This window comes from Nocardioides sp. SLBN-35 (assembly GCF_006715725.1).
GTDB lineage: Bacteria > Actinomycetota > Actinomycetes > Propionibacteriales > Nocardioidaceae > Nocardioides.
On record NZ_VFNU01000001.1, the window covers coordinates 5338731 to 5353412 of the forward strand.

Sequence of the window (14682 nt, forward strand, 5' to 3'; positions counted from 1 at the left end):
CAAGAAGAGGAGGTCCGATGGCCGCCACCGATGCCCGCGCGGAGCTGCGGGTCTACCTGATGGTCGAGGACCTGCAGCCGCAGTTCGCCGCCTACCTGGGCACGCCGACCCGTGCCCGGGGCTACCCGCCGTACGCCGGCGACCACGCCCTCATCATCGAGGTCGCCCCCGCTCTCGCGATCGAGCGCGTGATCGACCTCGCCCTGCGGGCCGCCCCGTCGGTCGAGCCCGGCATCCTCTTCGTCGAGCGGCAGTTCGGGGTGCTCGAGCTGCACGCCTCGTCGCTGGAGGACGTGGTCGCCGCCGGCCAGGCGGTCCTCGACGGAATCGGCAGCTCGGCCAGTGACCAGCTGCGTCCGCGCGTGCTGTACCACGACATCATCGAGAGCATCACCGACCAGCACGCGGTGATCCTCAACCGCAACCGTTCGGGGTCGATGATCATGCCGGGACAGTCGCTCCTCGTCTACGAGATGGCTCCTGCCCTCTTCGCGGCCGTCGCCGCCAACGAGGCCGAGCGCGCGGCGCCCGGCATCACCATGGTCGACGTGCAGTTCATCGGGGCGGCCGGCAGGCTCTACCTCAGCGGCAGCACCGAGGACGTCGAGGTGGCCAGGGACCGGATCACGAAGGTCCTGGAGTCGATCGAGGGACGGGAGCACTGATGAGCGCCACCACCGCGGCCGCGGACACGCGGGTCGCCGAGCTGGTGCTGCCACAGTACGGCTTCGGGCCGGAGTGCAGGCTGCGGATGATCAACCTCTCCGAGAACGCGACCTTCCTGGTCGAGGACGGCGAGCGCAGCGCGATCCTGCGGGTGCACCGCGTCGGCTACCACTCGCGCTCGGAGATCGAGAGCGAGCTGTCCTGGCTGGCCGCGCTGCGGGCCGAGTCGGCCGTCGCGACGTCCCAGGTCGTGCCCGCCAGCGACGGCGAGTGGGTCACCACGGTCTCCGTCGACGGCGAGGAGCGGCACGCCGTGCTCTTCCACGTCGTGCCCGGCATCGAGCCGGACGACGTCGCGCTCGGCACCACGGACTTCGAGACGCTCGGCGCGATCACGGCCCGCATGCACCTGCACGCCCGGGGCTGGAGACCACCGCACGGCTTCCAAAGGTTCAGCTGGGACTGGGAGCACTCGCTGGGCGACGAGCCGCGCTGGGGGCGCTGGCAGGACGGCATCGGCGTCGGACCGGTCGAGGAGGCCGCGCTCGGCGCGGCCGTCGAGGTGGTGCGGGAGCGGCTGTCGTCGTACGGCACGGGTGCCGACCGGTTCGGCCTCGTCCACGCCGACCTCCGGCTCGCGAACCTCCTCGTCGAGGGCGACCTCGTCACCGTGATCGACTTCGACGACTGCGGCTACTCGTGGTTCATGTACGACTTCGGTACCGCGGTCTCGTTCATCGAGCACGACCCACGGCTGCCGGACTGGCAGGCCGCCTGGCTGCGCGGGTACCGCTCGGTCACCGAGCTGTCCGCCGAGCACGAGGCCATGCTGGCGACCTTCGTGATGCTGCGCCGGCTGCTGCTCGTCGCCTGGATGGGCTCCCATGCGCACTCCCGCGAGTGCCAGGACCTCGGCCCCGCCTACACCGCCGGCACCGTCGAGCTGGCGCGGCGCTACGTCGCGTCGGACGGCGCCTCCCTCTCGTAGCGAAACCTGGATCGGAGAACCTATGTTCACCTCACTCGCCGGACGCTCCGTCGTCGTCACCGGTGGCAGCAAGGGCATCGGCCGCGGCATCGCCACCGTCTTCGCCCGGGCCGGCGCCCGCGTCCTGGTCACCGGGCGTGACGAGGCCTCGCTCGCAGCCGCGTGCGCCGAGCTCGGCGACGGGGCGTCCTACGTCATCGCCGACGTGAGCCGGCGCGAGGACTGCGACCGGATGGCAGCGACCGCGACCGAGCGCCACGGCGGCATCGACGTCCTGTGCGCCAACGCCGGCGTCTTCCCGGCCGCACGCCTCGACGCGATGACCGCCGACGACCTCAACGGCGTGATGGCGACCAACCTCAACGGCACCGTGTTCGCGGTCCAGGCGTGCCTGGACGCCCTGACGGCGAGCGGTCGCGGGCGGGTCGTGGTGACCTCGTCGATCACCGGTCCCCACACCGGCTACCCCGGGTGGTCGCACTACGGAGCGAGCAAGGCTGCCCAGCTCGGCTTCGTGCGGACCGCCGCGCTCGAGCTCGCGCCCCGGGCCATCACGATCAACGCCGTGCTCCCGGGCAACATCGCCACCGAGGGTCTCGACGGGCTCGGCGAGGACTACCTGGCCGCGATGGCCGCCAGCGTGCCGCAGAAGCGGCTCGGCGGGGTCGCGGACATCGGCAACGCCGCCCTGTTCTTCGCGACCGAGGAGGCGTCGTACATCACCGGGCAGACGCTGATCGTCGACGGCGGCCAGGTGCTCCCCGAGTCGCTGCAGGCACTCGAGGAGATCTGAGGGCCGCCGCCGCGGCGCTGAGGTAGCGTTGCAAGCATCTGGTCAGACCATTCGGCGGATCGGGCCGACCGAAGGGGACCGGAAGGAAGGAGCGGCACCATGGCCACGGAGCACGCCGTCGCGGAGACCCTCCGCCGCCGGATGCTGACCGACATCGGCGCCGGCACCCTGCCACCGGGCGCGCGGTTGGGCAGCGAGCGCGAGCTCTCCGAGCACTACGGCGTCAGCCGGGCCACACTGCGCCAGGTGCTCGCCGCGCTCGAGGAGGCGGGACTGGTCCGCCGTGTCGCCGGGCGCGGTGGCGGAACGTTCATCAACCACGCCAAGGTCGAGCACGACCTGACCAAGGTCGTCGGCGTCCCGGCGTACCTCGCCCGGCAGGGCTACTCCGCCGGCACCCGCGTCGTCGCGACCCGGATGGGCGTCGCCGACGCCCCCACCCGCCGCGCCCTCCAGCTCTCCGAGGGCGACCTCGTCGTCGACGTACGCCGCCTCCGGCTCGCCGACGGCACACCCTTCTCGCTCGACCACGCCCGACTGCCCGCCGACCGCTTCCCCGGCCTGCTCGAGCAGCCGCTGGGCGGCTCGATCTACGAGCTCATCGAGCACGACTACGGCGTCACCATCGCCGACGCCGAGGAAGTGGTCGAGGTCGTCCACGCCACCGACGAGGAGGCCGCCCTGCTCACCGTCGCCGTCGGCGACCCGTTGGTCCTGATCACGCGGACCACCTACGACACGGCGGGCACGCCGTTCGAGTTCTCCCACGACCTGTTCCGCTCGGACCGGGTCCGGATCACGCTCCGCACCCCCGGCCGCGGCCTGCGCGGCGCACCGGGTGGGGAGGGGCCGCACTTCGCCACCATCTCCTCGGTCCCGGCCACCGGCTGACCTGTCCCCACGCGTGCTGAGTGTCGCCGTCGGGTCAGGCGCCTCGTGGGAGGTTCGGCCGCGCCATCATCGCGAGCAGGTCGAACGTGAGCCCGGCCGCGGCCAACGCGGTGATCTGCGCGTGGTCGTAGGCCGGAGCCACCTCGACCACGTCCGCGCCGACCACGTCGAGGTCGGCGAGCCCGAACAGGATGAGCTGCAGCTCCCGCGTCGTCAGCCCGCCCGGCTCCGGGGTGCCGGTGCCGGGCGACGGGTTCGTCGCGAGCAGCGCGACGTCGAGGAACAGCTCCTCCGCAACCGCTTCTTCCGGACTCCCCCGCCGCTCGACAGGACCGCAGGGTACGCCGTGCACCACCAGCTGCCGCTCGAGGAGGCGGTGGTGCGGCTGCTCGGGAGGGCCAGGCAGTGGTCTCGGGCGGATGCAGGTTGGGTTGGTCCACGGGTGGGTAGCCTCGCCCACTGATGCGGGTCGGCGAAGGCGTCGGGGCGGGAGGAACGGGTGATGACCTTGAAGGGCCTGGGCACGTCGTTACTGGTTCTGTTGCTGGGCTGCGTGGGCGCCACGGTGCCGGTCGGTGCCGGGGCTGACGCTGGCCCACCAGAGCCGACTCGTGGGGAGTTCTTGACTATCGCCGAGTGGCAGACGGTCGATCCTGGGCTTGACCCCCAACGTTCCATCTTCGTGCGTGACATCTTCAACTCGCCCCGTGGCTGTACCTCGGAGGCCAAGCGTTGGCACAAGTCGCGTCGCCAGATATTGACGAGCATCAATCTCGCCTGGGGCACCGGTGCGACCGAGGCTGATGACTTCTCACGGTGGATGAATCAGACCGTCGTTCATTTCGGGACGGTCGCCGAGGCAAAGTCATTCGTACGGACCTATCAGCACTTGAGCCGCTCTTGTGTGGGCAACCGCAAGATCAAGAACTCCGACGGCGTGCCTGTAGTAGTGAAGATCCGTCGTTGGATCCCGCCCAAGATGGGAGCTCAGAGCGGCGGCTTCGCGGAGTGTGTCTGTTACCGGGATAGTTCGTCGTGGGGCCGCACGCTCGTCGTTCGGGTGCGCCGCACGGTGACCGTGCTGGCTTTCAGCTACGCGAACAGCGGCAAGCCGAAACGCTCGGTGGTCCTGCGTGCCGGGGAGATGGCCGTTCCCAAGCTGCGCTGATGGTGCGCTGGTCGTGTTCTGATGGTGGGGGCGCGTGGAACGCCGGTGGTCTCCTGTTGGGGTGGCATGCTGGGTGGGCGTGTCGGGTCCAAGGCGGGCGCTGGGCGTTGAGAAGTCCGAGCGGACGTGCAGCAGCGCGGCGTCAGGCATGGCGCTACGTCTGGCGGACCGTACAGGCCCGGCATGCCCCTGGGATCTTCCCGCGGACCAGGGGACCGGGGGACCAGCGGTGAGGTCACACCTGGCGTGGATCGACCTCTGAGCTCGCGGCTCTCGATGGCGTCTCAGGGCGCCAGCGAGAGTGTGCCCAGCACGGACGCTCTGAAAGGGAACGAGGGACGGGCCCGACGCACTGACGGTTCCAGGGTGTCTTGAGACGCCGAGAGCCGCCCGCCTCCGAAGAGACGGGCGGCTCGTGGCGCGTAGTACGGAGTACGCGGGGTGGGCCAGGTGGCCGGGTCGTAGAGATCCACGTGCCGTCGTCACTGGGGTAGGACACCAGTGGGTTGATACGGAAACCGGCCCTGACCTGCGCTTATGCGCTGGTCCGGGCCGGTTTCCGGTGGAGCCGCCTGTCGGAATCGAACCGACGACCTAATCATTACGAGGGATCCGCATTCCACGCTCAGAAACCGGCCGGAATGGTTGGTAGGGAGCAATCTAGGGAGCAATGTGGTCACTCGCAACCGCTTCTTCGGCAATCCCCCGCCGCTCGCCGTCGCACCGAGTTCTGTCGGACGCCAGTCCTAGCGTCATCGCCATGAGCACGCCGAGCACCCTCGATGACTGCCGGGTCGCCGGGATCCGACAGCACCTCGAAGCCCCCGGGCACGAGCCACGACGGTGGACCATCCCGTCGTACGCCGGCCAGCCGCGGACCGAGCTCACGATCGTCGCTTCGCGCGACGTCGGCCAACGAGGGTCGCGGCGCCGGGCACGTGGGTACGCCCACCACCTCCACCTGTCGTTCATGGCGCACGTCGACGGCCGCCCCTCGCTGGTCGACGACGAGGACCTGAATCACTGGGTGCCGCTGATCCTCGGCGCCTACGCGTCGTACGCCCACGTCCGGCCGGTCGCCCGGCCCGGTGGAGACACCGACATGTCGCAGTGGTCGACCGTCACCACCCACGTCGACGTGTTCCTCGACAGGAACGGCCGGCCCATGGTTCCCGAGGGCCCGCACGCCATCACCCCGTGGCGGGCTGCCTGATGGCCGACGAGGAGTTTTCGGAGCGCGACCGCGCGATGCTGGAGTTCGAGCGACTCCGCTGGCGGTACGCCGGCGCGAAGGACTCGGCGATCCTTGAGCAGTTCGGGATGACGAGGACGCGGTACTCGCAGGTGCTCAACCAGCTGCTCGACCGGCCTGATGCCATGGCGTACGACGCGGTAACCGTGAAGCGCCTCCGTCGCCTTCGCGATCAGAGGCGGGCAGTCCGGTCGACAGCGCGGATCACGTCGGGGCGGTGAAGCCGGACTACTACTTTGCTTGTGTAGTTCCCACATGAAATGTAGTATTCGCTCCATGCACAAGGATCGACTCGGCCCGGTCGCCCAGCACCTCCTCGCCAGCTACGACGACACGGGCTCGTACAGTCGCCAGTTCAGCGACGAGCACGGCTCCCCGCCCTCGCTCATGGCCAAGGTCCACCACATGCGCTCGGTCATCCAGGCCCGCTTCGTCAACGACTCCAACTACGAGCTTGGCTCTCGCTACCTCGACTACGGCCGGGTCGAGTTCGCCGATCTGGAGACCGGCGACCGGTACCTGTTGAAGAGTTCGAGGGCCGTCGCCATCGAGACAGCTACTGCGCGCCAGCAGGCCAGTCTCTTTCCGATCACAAACCTCATTCGGCCGTCCGATATCAAGGTCGTCGTGTACCAGTTCCAGCGCCACGGCCTGAACCTGTCACTCGCTCCCGCGGGCACCCGCGGACGCTCCGAGAAGGTCTACGTCGCCGACGCACCGGTCCTCATCGGCACCTGGGCCTACCAGCCCGCAGACGACGACACTGCCGAGCAGACGAAGCCCTTCGACCAGGACGCCCGCGACACCTTCGGCGACCTCGGCGACCTCGGCCACGACGAAGAGGCTGGCGGTCGCGAGTGAATCGCCTGCGTTCCTACCGGATGATCGAAGGAATCGCTCAAGACCAGCTGGGCGAGCTGCTCGGCCTGTCTCCGCAGATGATCTCTGCTGTCGAAGGCGGTCGGCGCTCCTTCAACGGAGACCTGGCGCCGTTGGGGTACTCGAACGACCGCCTTGAGCTCCCCGACATGTCCGAGCCGCTGCACCGCCAGCGTGCTTCCACCAAGGTCGCCACACGGAAGCGCGCGAAGGAGCTCATCCGCCTGGCCGGCGAGGTCTTCGGCGAACTGCGGGAGCGAACCGCCGGCGCGCCGGACCTGATGCTCCGGCCGGGGGCCGCCCCGATTTCCCTGGACGACCTCGACGACTTGGCACTCGACGTGCGCTACTCGCTGCGCCACGAGGAGTCCGGCGCGATCCGCAACCTCACGTCGCTCGTCGAGCGCGCCGGGGTGTGCCTGGTCCCCATCGTGGGCCTTGGGGTTGACGGACTCTCGTCGTGGGTTGGCGACGTTCCGGTCATCGGCCTCGCCCCCAACGTGCCAGGCGACCGGTTCCGGCTCACCCTCGGCCACGAGCTCGCGCACCTGCTGTTCCACAAGCGACCAACCGCGACCACAGAGCACGAAGCCAACAGGTTCGCATCCAACCTGCTCTTCCCGCAGAGCGAATTCGAGGAGCAGATGCCCGACCGTCCCCAACTTCGGGACTTCGTCGCCCTGAAGTCGTCGTGGGGCGTGTCCGTCGCGGCACTGGTCTACCGCGCGCACGACCTCGAGATCATCGACGACAGCCGCTACCGGGCCCTCCAGATCCAGATGTCGAAGTGGCGGCGCAACGAGCCCGGCCAGTTCAACCCAGTTCACGGCGAGCTGATGAGCCGGCTCATCGAGACCAACGGTGGCACCGCGGCAGTGGCCAAGGACCTTGGAGTGAACCCGAAGCACCTCGCTGAGCTCGGCAACTGGAGCCATCTACGCGTCGCATGAACCCGCTGTGGCGACAGCGGATTCGTGATGCAGTGACTCGGTGACCAGGGATCAGAACCGACCACCCGCGCTGCTGACAATCGAGAACGTGACCACGGCGAGTCCTGAGGTTGGCAACGCAGTGCACCTGATCCGCGACAGCGAGTGGCAACGCCGGCCCGGGCCTCCCCGTGCGCTGTGCGGTGTCGAGATGAGCCGGACTGGTGTCAGCTGGTTCGCGCTCGCTGGCTGTCGGAAGTGCGCGGCGTACGGCCTGAAGCGAGACCTCGCCGAGATCATCGACACCGATGGCCGGACCGTTTCCCTTCAGGACGTCCACAACGGCATCGTCCGCAACATCGACTGATCAGCGATCGGGCCGGACGAACAGCAGAACCTCGTCATCGGCGACGGCTGAGCGGATCTCGGCCTTCGCGTCGTCGTCGTACTCGGGGGCCTCGATCGACCAGGGGATGACCTCGGCCTCAGGGTCGGCCTTCTTGCGGCGGGCGGCGTGGATCTGCACGGGGCGATGGTAGCCAGGCGCGAGGTCTGCCGATCGGCGGCGGGCGAGCTCCCGGTCGGCGTAACCTCCTGGCCATGGATGAGCAGAAGGCGGAGCCGGGGACGCCTGCCGGCTGGTATCCGGACCCCAAGATCGCGGGCACCCTCCGCTTCTGGGACGGATCGCGTTGGACGGACAACGTCGCACCGATGCAGCCCCCGCCCGGCTCGAGCGGCGTCTCCCCGCAGTTGCTTGCCGGCCTCGTCGTCGCCGCGGCGGTTGTCGGCCTCATCCTCAGTCAGCAGTCAGTGTCCGTGATGAGCGGCAGCGGCATCGTGTGGACGGGCGCTGCAATCTGCGCGGGCGCCTCGATCGTCTCGTGGGTTGTGAAGGCAACGCCGACGTGGGCGCGTGCCATCTGCGTGATCGCCGTCTTCCTGGCGGTCGGTAGCGCCATCGCCGTCGAGAACCAGCTGAATGATCGCCGCGAGGAGATCAGCAACATGTTCGACCAGTGAACGCCGCCGACCGCCACGTCTGGGTGCGTCTCCCGTTCTGGCTGATCGACTTCGCCGGCCTCGTCCTCGACGAACGGTCGACCGAAACAAGCACGGAGTACCTCGTGCAGCACGTCGACGTCGACGGCCGCGCCGTGCTCGACTGGCGGAAGAGCTGGGAACTCCTGCCGGTCAACAGCCCCCAGCGGCGTCCTACTGCTGACGGCGGTCGCGCATCGACCAGCCGATGAACGCGCCTCCGAGGGCCGCAGCAAGGTGGGTGAGCACGAGCAGCGTGTCCATGGGTCGAGTGTGCCCGGGAATGCCGAAAGCCGCCCGCCCTCCGGAGAGGACGGGCGGCGGTCGGCCTGCGGTAGCGAGGTCAGGGGACGGTCCGGCTGCAGCGCAGGCAGATCCGGAACGCGGGTGCGGCGTGGTGCCGGAACGAGTAGGGCCGGTGGCGGCCGGTGATTCGGCAGACGACCGGGCCGAGCAGGAGGCCGGGCACCTCGAGCACGGCCCACGGCGCGAGCATGGGCTACTCGATCTCGCCGGTGTAGTCCTCGGGGATGCCGTCGCCGAGGATCGAGAAGTACGACGCGGCGCCGGCGATGACCGGCGCGACCAGCGAGACGGCCATCGTGACCAGGGTCGGGACGACCTGGACCTCGCCGGTCACCACGCCGAGCACGACCGACGCCGAGATGCCGGTGGTCAGGGTGGCGCCGTAGGACTGGGCGGTGGTCCGGATGAAGCCGCGCTTGGCGGCGAGCTGGGTCTGGTCGGGGACGAGGTCGGTCACGGGGATCTCCTTCGATCAGGCAGGGGTGAGGTGGGCGGTGAACCAGCCGTGCATCCCGAACGGGGAGCGCAGCTTGCGGAGGGCGATGTGGAGGCCCTTGGCGACGATGCCGTCGACGCCGGAGGCCATGGCGACGCGGCCGCCGGAGGGCTTCATGTGCTGGCGGAGGTCGTCGCCCTTGGCGTTGCCGTCCCCGACCGCAGCGCCGCGGACGCCGATCGTGAGGAGGTCGTGGACGAACGTGGCGTACTCCTCGTAGGCGGGCGCGTTCCGGCCGCGGGTAGCGACGCCGCCCGACGGGCCGCCGGAGGGCGCGTGCATGCCGATGACGACGTAGATCACGCCGGCCTTGCGGAGCCGGAGCACCGGGACCAGGCGCGGCTTCTTCCGCGAGTGCGGGTACCGGAACGGGCCCCACCACTCCTTCGTCATCTCGACGAGCTCGTAGTCGAGGATCTCGACGCCATGGCGGACGAGCACCGCGACGTCGGGTCCCTCGGGGCCGTGCTTCCCGCGGGTGCCCTGCCGGAGCTCGTAGCCGAACCGCTCGGCCCAGCGCTTGAGGTGCTGGCGGGCGTTGTACGCCTCGGTGAGGATGAGGACGTCGTCCTTGTGCTTGCGCATCCGGCGCTTGATGCGGCGGACCTTCCGGCGGCCGGCGATGTTGCCGTGGAAGACGTCGAGGCCAGGCGCCATGGCGGCGAGCGGACCGAGGATCGTCACGGCAGTGGCGAGCAGACGCAGCCGGGCGGTCAGGGTGCCGATTGCCTCGCTCATCGCTTCGCCGCTCGCTTTGCGGCCCGGCGCGCGGCTCGGGTCTTGCGGATCGCGGTGGTGTACGGCTCGGGGTTCTCGCCGTGGGCGATCGCCGCGGCACGGGCGGTGCGCAAACGCTGGACCTCACGCTTCGCCTCAGCCAGGAACCGGATCGCCCGCTTCGGCAGCTGCAGCAGAGCCATGACGCCCCAAGGCGCGGTCGAGTCGTAGCCGTAGGCCGCAGTGGCCACCGAGAGGTGCAGGTGCTTGGTGTGCGGGTTCGCGCCACGATAGACACGCCAGCCCTCGGTCCGGCGGTCGTAGGAGAAGATCGCGCCGTTCCAGATGACGTAGGCGCCCGAGCGCAGCGCGGGGTGGGTGCCCTTGACCATGAGTGCGACGAGGCGGCGAGCGAGCTCGTTGCAGTCAAGGCCGCCGGCGGGGTCGTGGGTGAAGTCGCGGGCGCGGACGACCCCGATGCCCTTGGTGTCCTCGACCCACGGGTTGTGGTCGGACTCGCGGGTGGCGTGGGCGTCGTCGCCGATCCAGCCGTCGGACGCAGTCGAGCGGTGAGGCGCCGCGGCGTCGATCTCGTCATGCAGGGTCTTGAGGGCCTTGGCCTCGCGGTACATCGGGCTACTCCTCGATCTCGGGGACGGTGGGGTCTTGCTGCTTGGCGACGGCCTCGACGGCGCGCCAGGCGGAGATCGACTCGGCCTTGCCGGCGACGCGCTCGATGGTCTGGTCCTCCAGGCCCTTGACGCGGTGCTCCAGCCCGTCGACGCGGCGCTCGAGCTTCTGCTGGTGGACCTGCTGGTCGACGAGCTTGGTGACGGTCACCGTGAGCAGCTCCATCTGCTGCTCCTGATGGGCCATCCGCGCACCGACACCGGGCAGGGCGGGCGAGAGCTCCTCACCGGTGATCGAGTCGACGATCGCGTCCCGACCCAGCAGCGCGTCGGACGCCGAGGCGAGAGTGGCGCGAGCCTTGTGGATCCTCGGCCTGACGACCTTCATGTAGCCGGCGAAGAGGCCGAGCAGCGTGAGGATGCCGATCGCAAGCGCGACGACATCGTTCGAGCGGTCCAGGGTCATGTTGTCCTCACCAGCCGATGGCGATGTAGTTGATGCGGATGCCGGACCCGGCGCCGACATAGCCGGAGTTCGTGATCGCTCGGCCGTAGAACGTGCCGAGGTTGCTGCCCGCGGGCACATGACGGACGACGTTGAAGTTGGCGGTGTCGTCGCCCGGCGATGTCGTGACGGACACCAGGCCGTTGGGGAAGGCGCCACCGCCGTAGTTGAAGTTGATGTCGCCATTCGCTCCGAAGACCGACACGACCGCGCTGCCGGTCTTGACCAGGATCGGCGTCCCGGCGGGCGGGTTGGCACCGATGACGGCTGTGGTGCCTGCCGGGAAGATGCCCGGGCCCTGACCAGCGGACGAGCGGGCGAGCGCCTCGACTGCGAGGTTCCCGACCTGTTCGAGGACGGCTTCCTCGTCTCGGGCGGCGGTGCCGACGGGGTTGACCTGGAGCTCGTCTTCGGTCCAGTCGTAGTCGGTCTCGCCGATCACGACGTTGGTGTTGTGGTTGACGCCGCGCGGGTCCGGGGATCCGAGTGCGCAGGCAGTCTCGCCGCCCTCGAGGAACGCGAGGTCTGCGAGTGGACCGCCCTTCGCGGTGACCTGTCCGCGGGTGAGATTCCATCCGCTGGTGAACCCCGATCGGCCAGCGAGCTCGGACCAGATCGCCTGCGCCTCGGCCTGTGCCGCGGCGGTGGTCATCGGGGCGCGATTGGTGATCAGGTCCTTCGGTCGCTCGATGCCGCTGGTCGGCGTCGCCGCGGGATACGAGGCCATGTCGCGGGCGCCGGTCGTGACGTTGGTGAACCGGACGAACACGCGGTCGACGCGGTCCTCGTCCGCGGTGCCGAGCGACCCGGACCCTGGGGTGATGTACCACTTCGGGTTGGTCTCGTCGACCGGCTCGATCACCAGCTGGCGCAGGCGGTTGACCTTCCACCTGCTGCCGTTCTTCTGCGCCCACGCGTCGAGCACTGACCGGACCGTGACGAGTCCGCCGGTGGCGTCACCGACTGGCGTCGTGCCGAAGTCTCCGACGCGTGTCCACGACAGCACGCCGCGCGCGATGGCGGCGTCGATCACGGTGTTGGGTGCTGTGGACGCGTTGCCCGCGCCGTCGATGGCGATCGCGTTCTCGCCCTCGCGGGAGGCGCCAATCGCGATGAACCGCCCGGCGTCCCAATCCGGCTCGCCGAGAGTGCCCGGGAAGATGACGACCGGGCCAAGCATGATGTCGGCTCGGGCGCCGTAGACGAGCGCGGGGTGGCGCCAGTTCCGGTTCCGGGGATGGGGCGGGATGACCCAGGAGGCCTCCCATGCGCCGTTGGTGCGGGTCTTGTGATGGAGCTCGCCCCATCCCTGCGGGACGATCGTGGACAGCCAGAACGAGGCGCCGCCGAACGAGACTCGGACCTCGGGGCGGGTGATCGTGCGGCGGGTCACGCTGCCGCCATGTGGGAGTGGCCGCGCTCGTAGAACTCGATCTCCGACTGGCCGACCAGCGAGGCCGAGGAGACGGTGAAGATCTGCATCAGGCCGGGCTCGAACCGGTGGGCGCCGAACGACTGGCACTTCCAGTCGATGCACACACTGTTCGCGCCCTTCGCGCCGGTGCCTCCGTACACCGACGGGCGTGCGGCGCCGAGCTCGGGCGAGCGGATCTCGATCCAGGTCAGCGAGTCGACGTCCTGGAGCCACGTCAGGGCGCCGTCGTGGAGCCCGAACAGCCAGCCCTCGTCGACGGTCATGTTCGCGGTGCCGGTGAGGGTGAGCTCGACCATCTGGTCGGCCTCGACCTTGAGCACCGGGAGCGGGATCGCGGCGAGGTTCAGGGTCTTGTAGACACCACCGGTAGTGGGTACGGCGACGGTGCCGGTGGTGACGACGGTCGACCCGACGGTCGCGGTGCCGGTGCTCGACACCATCTTGGCGGACCAGGTCAGGGTGCCAGCGGTCGAGACGAGCATCAGCGCCATCAGCGAGTAGACGCCCTCGGTGAACTGGTTCGCGGGGATCCGCATCGTCATCGGGGACGCGAGGGTGTTGCGTCCGCCGGACACTCGGGTGGCGTCGGCGGTGGTCGCGGTGACGCACCAGCGGCGCAGCGGCGGCCGCCACGCCGTGTTCCGTGAGGTGTGGACGAGGATCTCGGTGCCGAGCGTTGATGGTGTCGCGTCGAAGAACCGCACCTCGGCGGTGGTCGGGGCCGACCCGGAGACAGTCGCGGTCCTCGACTGCTGCCGTAGTGTGCTGTTGACCTTGTCGCCGATCGTGTCGGTGCGCGCGACATTTGCGACCTCGAGCCAGCGGTCCGAGCCGTCGAACGGACCCCCTGTCACTCGTAGGGCCGAGACGGCGACGGTGGTGAAGTTCCCGGACGCTACGTAGATCCGAGTCAGCCCGCCCCCGATGGGGTCGACGGCGATGGGGGTCTTGACGACGCCGTCGACGGTGATGGTCGGGACGACGTAGACGGATGGGTGGCTGGTCCGCACGTCGATTGCGAGGTATGGGTTCCCGGACATCGACAGGGCGCCTGTGCGAGTCTCGGTGATCCCCGGGTACTCGGTTGCGGAGCCACCGCTGACTACCGCCTTGGCCCGCACGGCGCCGGAGTTGACGGCGACCGGGGTCAAGGCAAAGCCCGAGCCGCCGACATACGACGCGGCCCAGTTGGTCGTCGAGTCGCAGGTGTCGAGGTTGACGAACACCGCGGCGCCGCCGGGATTCGGCGGGACTGGGAGCGCCGGCACAACGACCGTCTGCTCGCCGCGCACGAACGGCAGACAGGTCAGGGTGAGCAAGTAGTACCGGTAGGCGCGACCGGCCTGCTCCTCGATGTCCCAGCTGTCCGAAGTGTCGCGGTCGAGCCTGGCGACCACAACGTCGAACACGCAGGTCGGAGAGTCCTCTGCAGGCGGGACGTACACCAGCGGCGCCTTGACCTCGGCCTGCACCTGCGCGAACAACACCGCCTCGCCCTCGGGCAGCGCCGTGCCGGCCGTGGCCCGCGGCGCGGAGATCCGCAGATGCACCTGCACCTCGCGGTTGTCCCAACCCTCAAGGACGGCGAGCGACCCGTCGGTCAGCATCGACTTCACGGTGTCGATCAGTGGCTGCGGGTTCCCGAACCCGGTGCCCGCCATCGCGTGGACGAGGTACCCCTCGGCCGGCGGGGCGGCTTCGGGGTTCACGAACTTCAACGCGCCCCAGGTGATCTCGGCAGGCAGGGTCACGGGACGGGCTCCTCGGTCGGCTCGGGAACGGACAGCAGCGCGAGAGCGGCGTCGATCTTGGCGACCTCGTCACGGCAGGTCGCCAGGTGTGCGACCGCCGCGTCGAGGTCGGCCTGCAGGTCGGCCACGCGGGCCTCCTGGACGCCGATGCTGTCCTCGCCGCCGAGCAGCTCGTCACGTCGTGCCTCGATGAGCGCGACGACCGGGTCGGTCGTCTCGGAGATGGGTTCGGTCAC

Annotated in this window: 22 protein-coding genes and 1 tRNA gene; 12 read left to right on the plus strand and 11 right to left on the minus strand. The window is 69.5% G+C overall.

What is annotated here, in order from left to right; genetic code table 11:
* The first annotated feature begins 17 nt into the window (after positions 1–17).
* From FBY23_RS25635 to FBY23_RS25650, 4 genes are all read left to right on the plus strand, one after another.
* The gene (locus FBY23_RS25635; RefSeq protein ID WP_141800724.1) at positions 18–665 is read left to right on the plus strand and encodes a microcompartment protein; all 648 of its coding nucleotides are present in this window, start codon (positions 18–20) and stop codon (positions 663–665) included.
* Positions 665–1654, plus strand: a complete 990-nt coding sequence (locus FBY23_RS25640) for a phosphotransferase enzyme family protein (protein ID WP_141800725.1) — start codon at positions 665–667, stop codon at positions 1652–1654. The genes FBY23_RS25635 and FBY23_RS25640 overlap by 1 nt, the downstream gene beginning before the upstream one ends.
* Positions 1655–1676: 22 nt before the next feature.
* Complete coding sequence (fabG, locus tag FBY23_RS25645) at positions 1677–2447, plus strand: 3-oxoacyl-ACP reductase FabG (protein ID WP_141800726.1); 771 nt, start codon at positions 1677–1679, stop codon at positions 2445–2447.
* Between the two features lie 99 nt (positions 2448–2546).
* Positions 2547–3338: a GntR family transcriptional regulator gene (locus FBY23_RS25650; protein WP_141800727.1), complete on the plus strand. Its 792-nt coding sequence runs from the start codon at positions 2547–2549 to the stop codon at positions 3336–3338.
* Between the two features lie 34 nt (positions 3339–3372).
* Here the strand turns inward: FBY23_RS25650 and FBY23_RS25655 are convergent, their stop codons facing one another.
* The gene (locus FBY23_RS25655) at positions 3373–3693 is read right to left on the minus strand and encodes an arginase family protein (protein WP_222117937.1); all 321 of its coding nucleotides are present in this window, start codon (positions 3691–3693) and stop codon (positions 3373–3375) included.
* A gap of 147 nt (positions 3694–3840) precedes the next feature.
* On the opposite strand from FBY23_RS25655, the gene FBY23_RS25660 reads away from it, so the two are divergent.
* Positions 3841–4506: a sensor domain-containing protein gene (locus FBY23_RS25660; RefSeq protein ID WP_141800729.1), complete on the plus strand. Its 666-nt coding sequence runs from the start codon at positions 3841–3843 to the stop codon at positions 4504–4506.
* A 563-nt stretch (positions 4507–5069) separates the two neighbouring features.
* On the opposite strand, the gene FBY23_RS26115 is transcribed toward FBY23_RS25660, so the two are convergent.
* Positions 5070–5143, minus strand: a tRNA-Thr gene (locus FBY23_RS26115).
* A 123-nt stretch (positions 5144–5266) separates the two neighbouring features.
* On the opposite strand from FBY23_RS26115, the gene FBY23_RS25665 reads away from it, so the two are divergent.
* The 5 genes from FBY23_RS25665 to FBY23_RS25685 are packed head-to-tail and all read left to right on the plus strand — an operon-like array spanning position 5267 to position 7933.
* Complete coding sequence (locus tag FBY23_RS25665; RefSeq protein ID WP_141800730.1) at positions 5267–5719, plus strand: hypothetical protein; 453 nt, start codon at positions 5267–5269, stop codon at positions 5717–5719.
* A complete protein-coding gene (locus tag FBY23_RS25670; protein WP_141800731.1) occupies positions 5719–5979 on the plus strand; it encodes a DUF3263 domain-containing protein in 261 nt (86 codons plus the stop codon). Before FBY23_RS25665 ends, FBY23_RS25670 begins: the two co-directional genes overlap by 1 nt.
* A gap of 55 nt (positions 5980–6034) precedes the next feature.
* Positions 6035–6619, plus strand: a complete 585-nt coding sequence (locus FBY23_RS25675; RefSeq protein ID WP_141800732.1) for a hypothetical protein — start codon at positions 6035–6037, stop codon at positions 6617–6619.
* Positions 6616–7587, plus strand: coding sequence for an ImmA/IrrE family metallo-endopeptidase (locus FBY23_RS25680; protein WP_141800733.1), 972 nt, complete (start codon positions 6616–6618; stop codon positions 7585–7587). The genes FBY23_RS25675 and FBY23_RS25680 overlap by 4 nt, the downstream gene beginning before the upstream one ends.
* A gap of 40 nt (positions 7588–7627) precedes the next feature.
* Positions 7628–7933, plus strand: coding sequence for a hypothetical protein (locus FBY23_RS25685; RefSeq protein ID WP_141800734.1), 306 nt, complete (start codon positions 7628–7630; stop codon positions 7931–7933).
* On the opposite strand, the gene FBY23_RS26120 is transcribed toward FBY23_RS25685, so the two are convergent.
* Positions 7934–8092 (minus strand): hypothetical protein, encoded by a 159-nt coding sequence (locus FBY23_RS26120; protein WP_160158378.1) that lies wholly within the window; start codon positions 8090–8092, stop codon positions 7934–7936.
* Between the two features lie 74 nt (positions 8093–8166).
* Here FBY23_RS26120 and FBY23_RS25690 point away from each other — a divergent pair, with 74 nt between their 5' ends.
* Together FBY23_RS25690 and FBY23_RS25695 are read left to right on the plus strand one after the other, a co-directional pair.
* The gene (locus FBY23_RS25690; protein ID WP_141800735.1) at positions 8167–8589 is read left to right on the plus strand and encodes a DUF2510 domain-containing protein; all 423 of its coding nucleotides are present in this window, start codon (positions 8167–8169) and stop codon (positions 8587–8589) included.
* Positions 8586–8819, plus strand: coding sequence for a hypothetical protein (locus FBY23_RS25695; RefSeq protein WP_141800736.1), 234 nt, complete (start codon positions 8586–8588; stop codon positions 8817–8819). The genes FBY23_RS25690 and FBY23_RS25695 overlap by 4 nt, the downstream gene beginning before the upstream one ends.
* A gap of 131 nt (positions 8820–8950) precedes the next feature.
* Here FBY23_RS25695 and FBY23_RS26125 read toward each other — a convergent pair whose 3' ends face one another.
* Genes FBY23_RS26125 through FBY23_RS25725 form a run of 8 tightly spaced genes read right to left on the minus strand, consistent with a single transcriptional unit; the run spans position 8951 to position 14682 of the window.
* Positions 8951–9103, minus strand: a complete 153-nt coding sequence (locus tag FBY23_RS26125; RefSeq protein ID WP_160158379.1) for a hypothetical protein — start codon at positions 9101–9103, stop codon at positions 8951–8953.
* Between the two features lie 3 nt (positions 9104–9106).
* Positions 9107–9370 (minus strand): hypothetical protein, encoded by a 264-nt coding sequence (locus tag FBY23_RS25700; RefSeq protein ID WP_141800737.1) that lies wholly within the window; start codon positions 9368–9370, stop codon positions 9107–9109.
* Positions 9371–9385: 15 nt separating this feature from the next.
* Positions 9386–10147 carry a hypothetical protein gene (locus FBY23_RS25705; RefSeq protein WP_141800738.1) on the minus strand — a complete coding sequence of 254 codons (762 nt, stop codon included), beginning with the start codon at positions 10145–10147 and terminating at the stop codon, positions 9386–9388.
* Positions 10144–10758 carry a hypothetical protein gene (locus FBY23_RS25710; protein ID WP_141800739.1) on the minus strand — a complete coding sequence of 205 codons (615 nt, stop codon included), beginning with the start codon at positions 10756–10758 and terminating at the stop codon, positions 10144–10146. Before FBY23_RS25710 ends, FBY23_RS25705 begins: the two co-directional genes overlap by 4 nt.
* Before the next feature lie 4 nt (positions 10759–10762).
* Positions 10763–11221 carry a hypothetical protein gene (locus FBY23_RS25715; protein ID WP_141800740.1) on the minus strand — a complete coding sequence of 153 codons (459 nt, stop codon included), beginning with the start codon at positions 11219–11221 and terminating at the stop codon, positions 10763–10765.
* Positions 11222–11228: 7 nt separating this feature from the next.
* Complete coding sequence (locus FBY23_RS25720) at positions 11229–12653, minus strand: hypothetical protein (RefSeq protein WP_141800741.1); 1425 nt, start codon at positions 12651–12653, stop codon at positions 11229–11231.
* Entirely contained in the window at positions 12650–14446 is a 1797-nt protein-coding gene (locus tag FBY23_RS26130) for a hypothetical protein (protein WP_160158380.1), read from the minus strand. Before FBY23_RS26130 ends, FBY23_RS25720 begins: the two co-directional genes overlap by 4 nt.
* A complete protein-coding gene (locus FBY23_RS25725; RefSeq protein WP_141800742.1) occupies positions 14443–14682 on the minus strand; it encodes a hypothetical protein in 240 nt (79 codons plus the stop codon). Before FBY23_RS25725 ends, FBY23_RS26130 begins: the two co-directional genes overlap by 4 nt.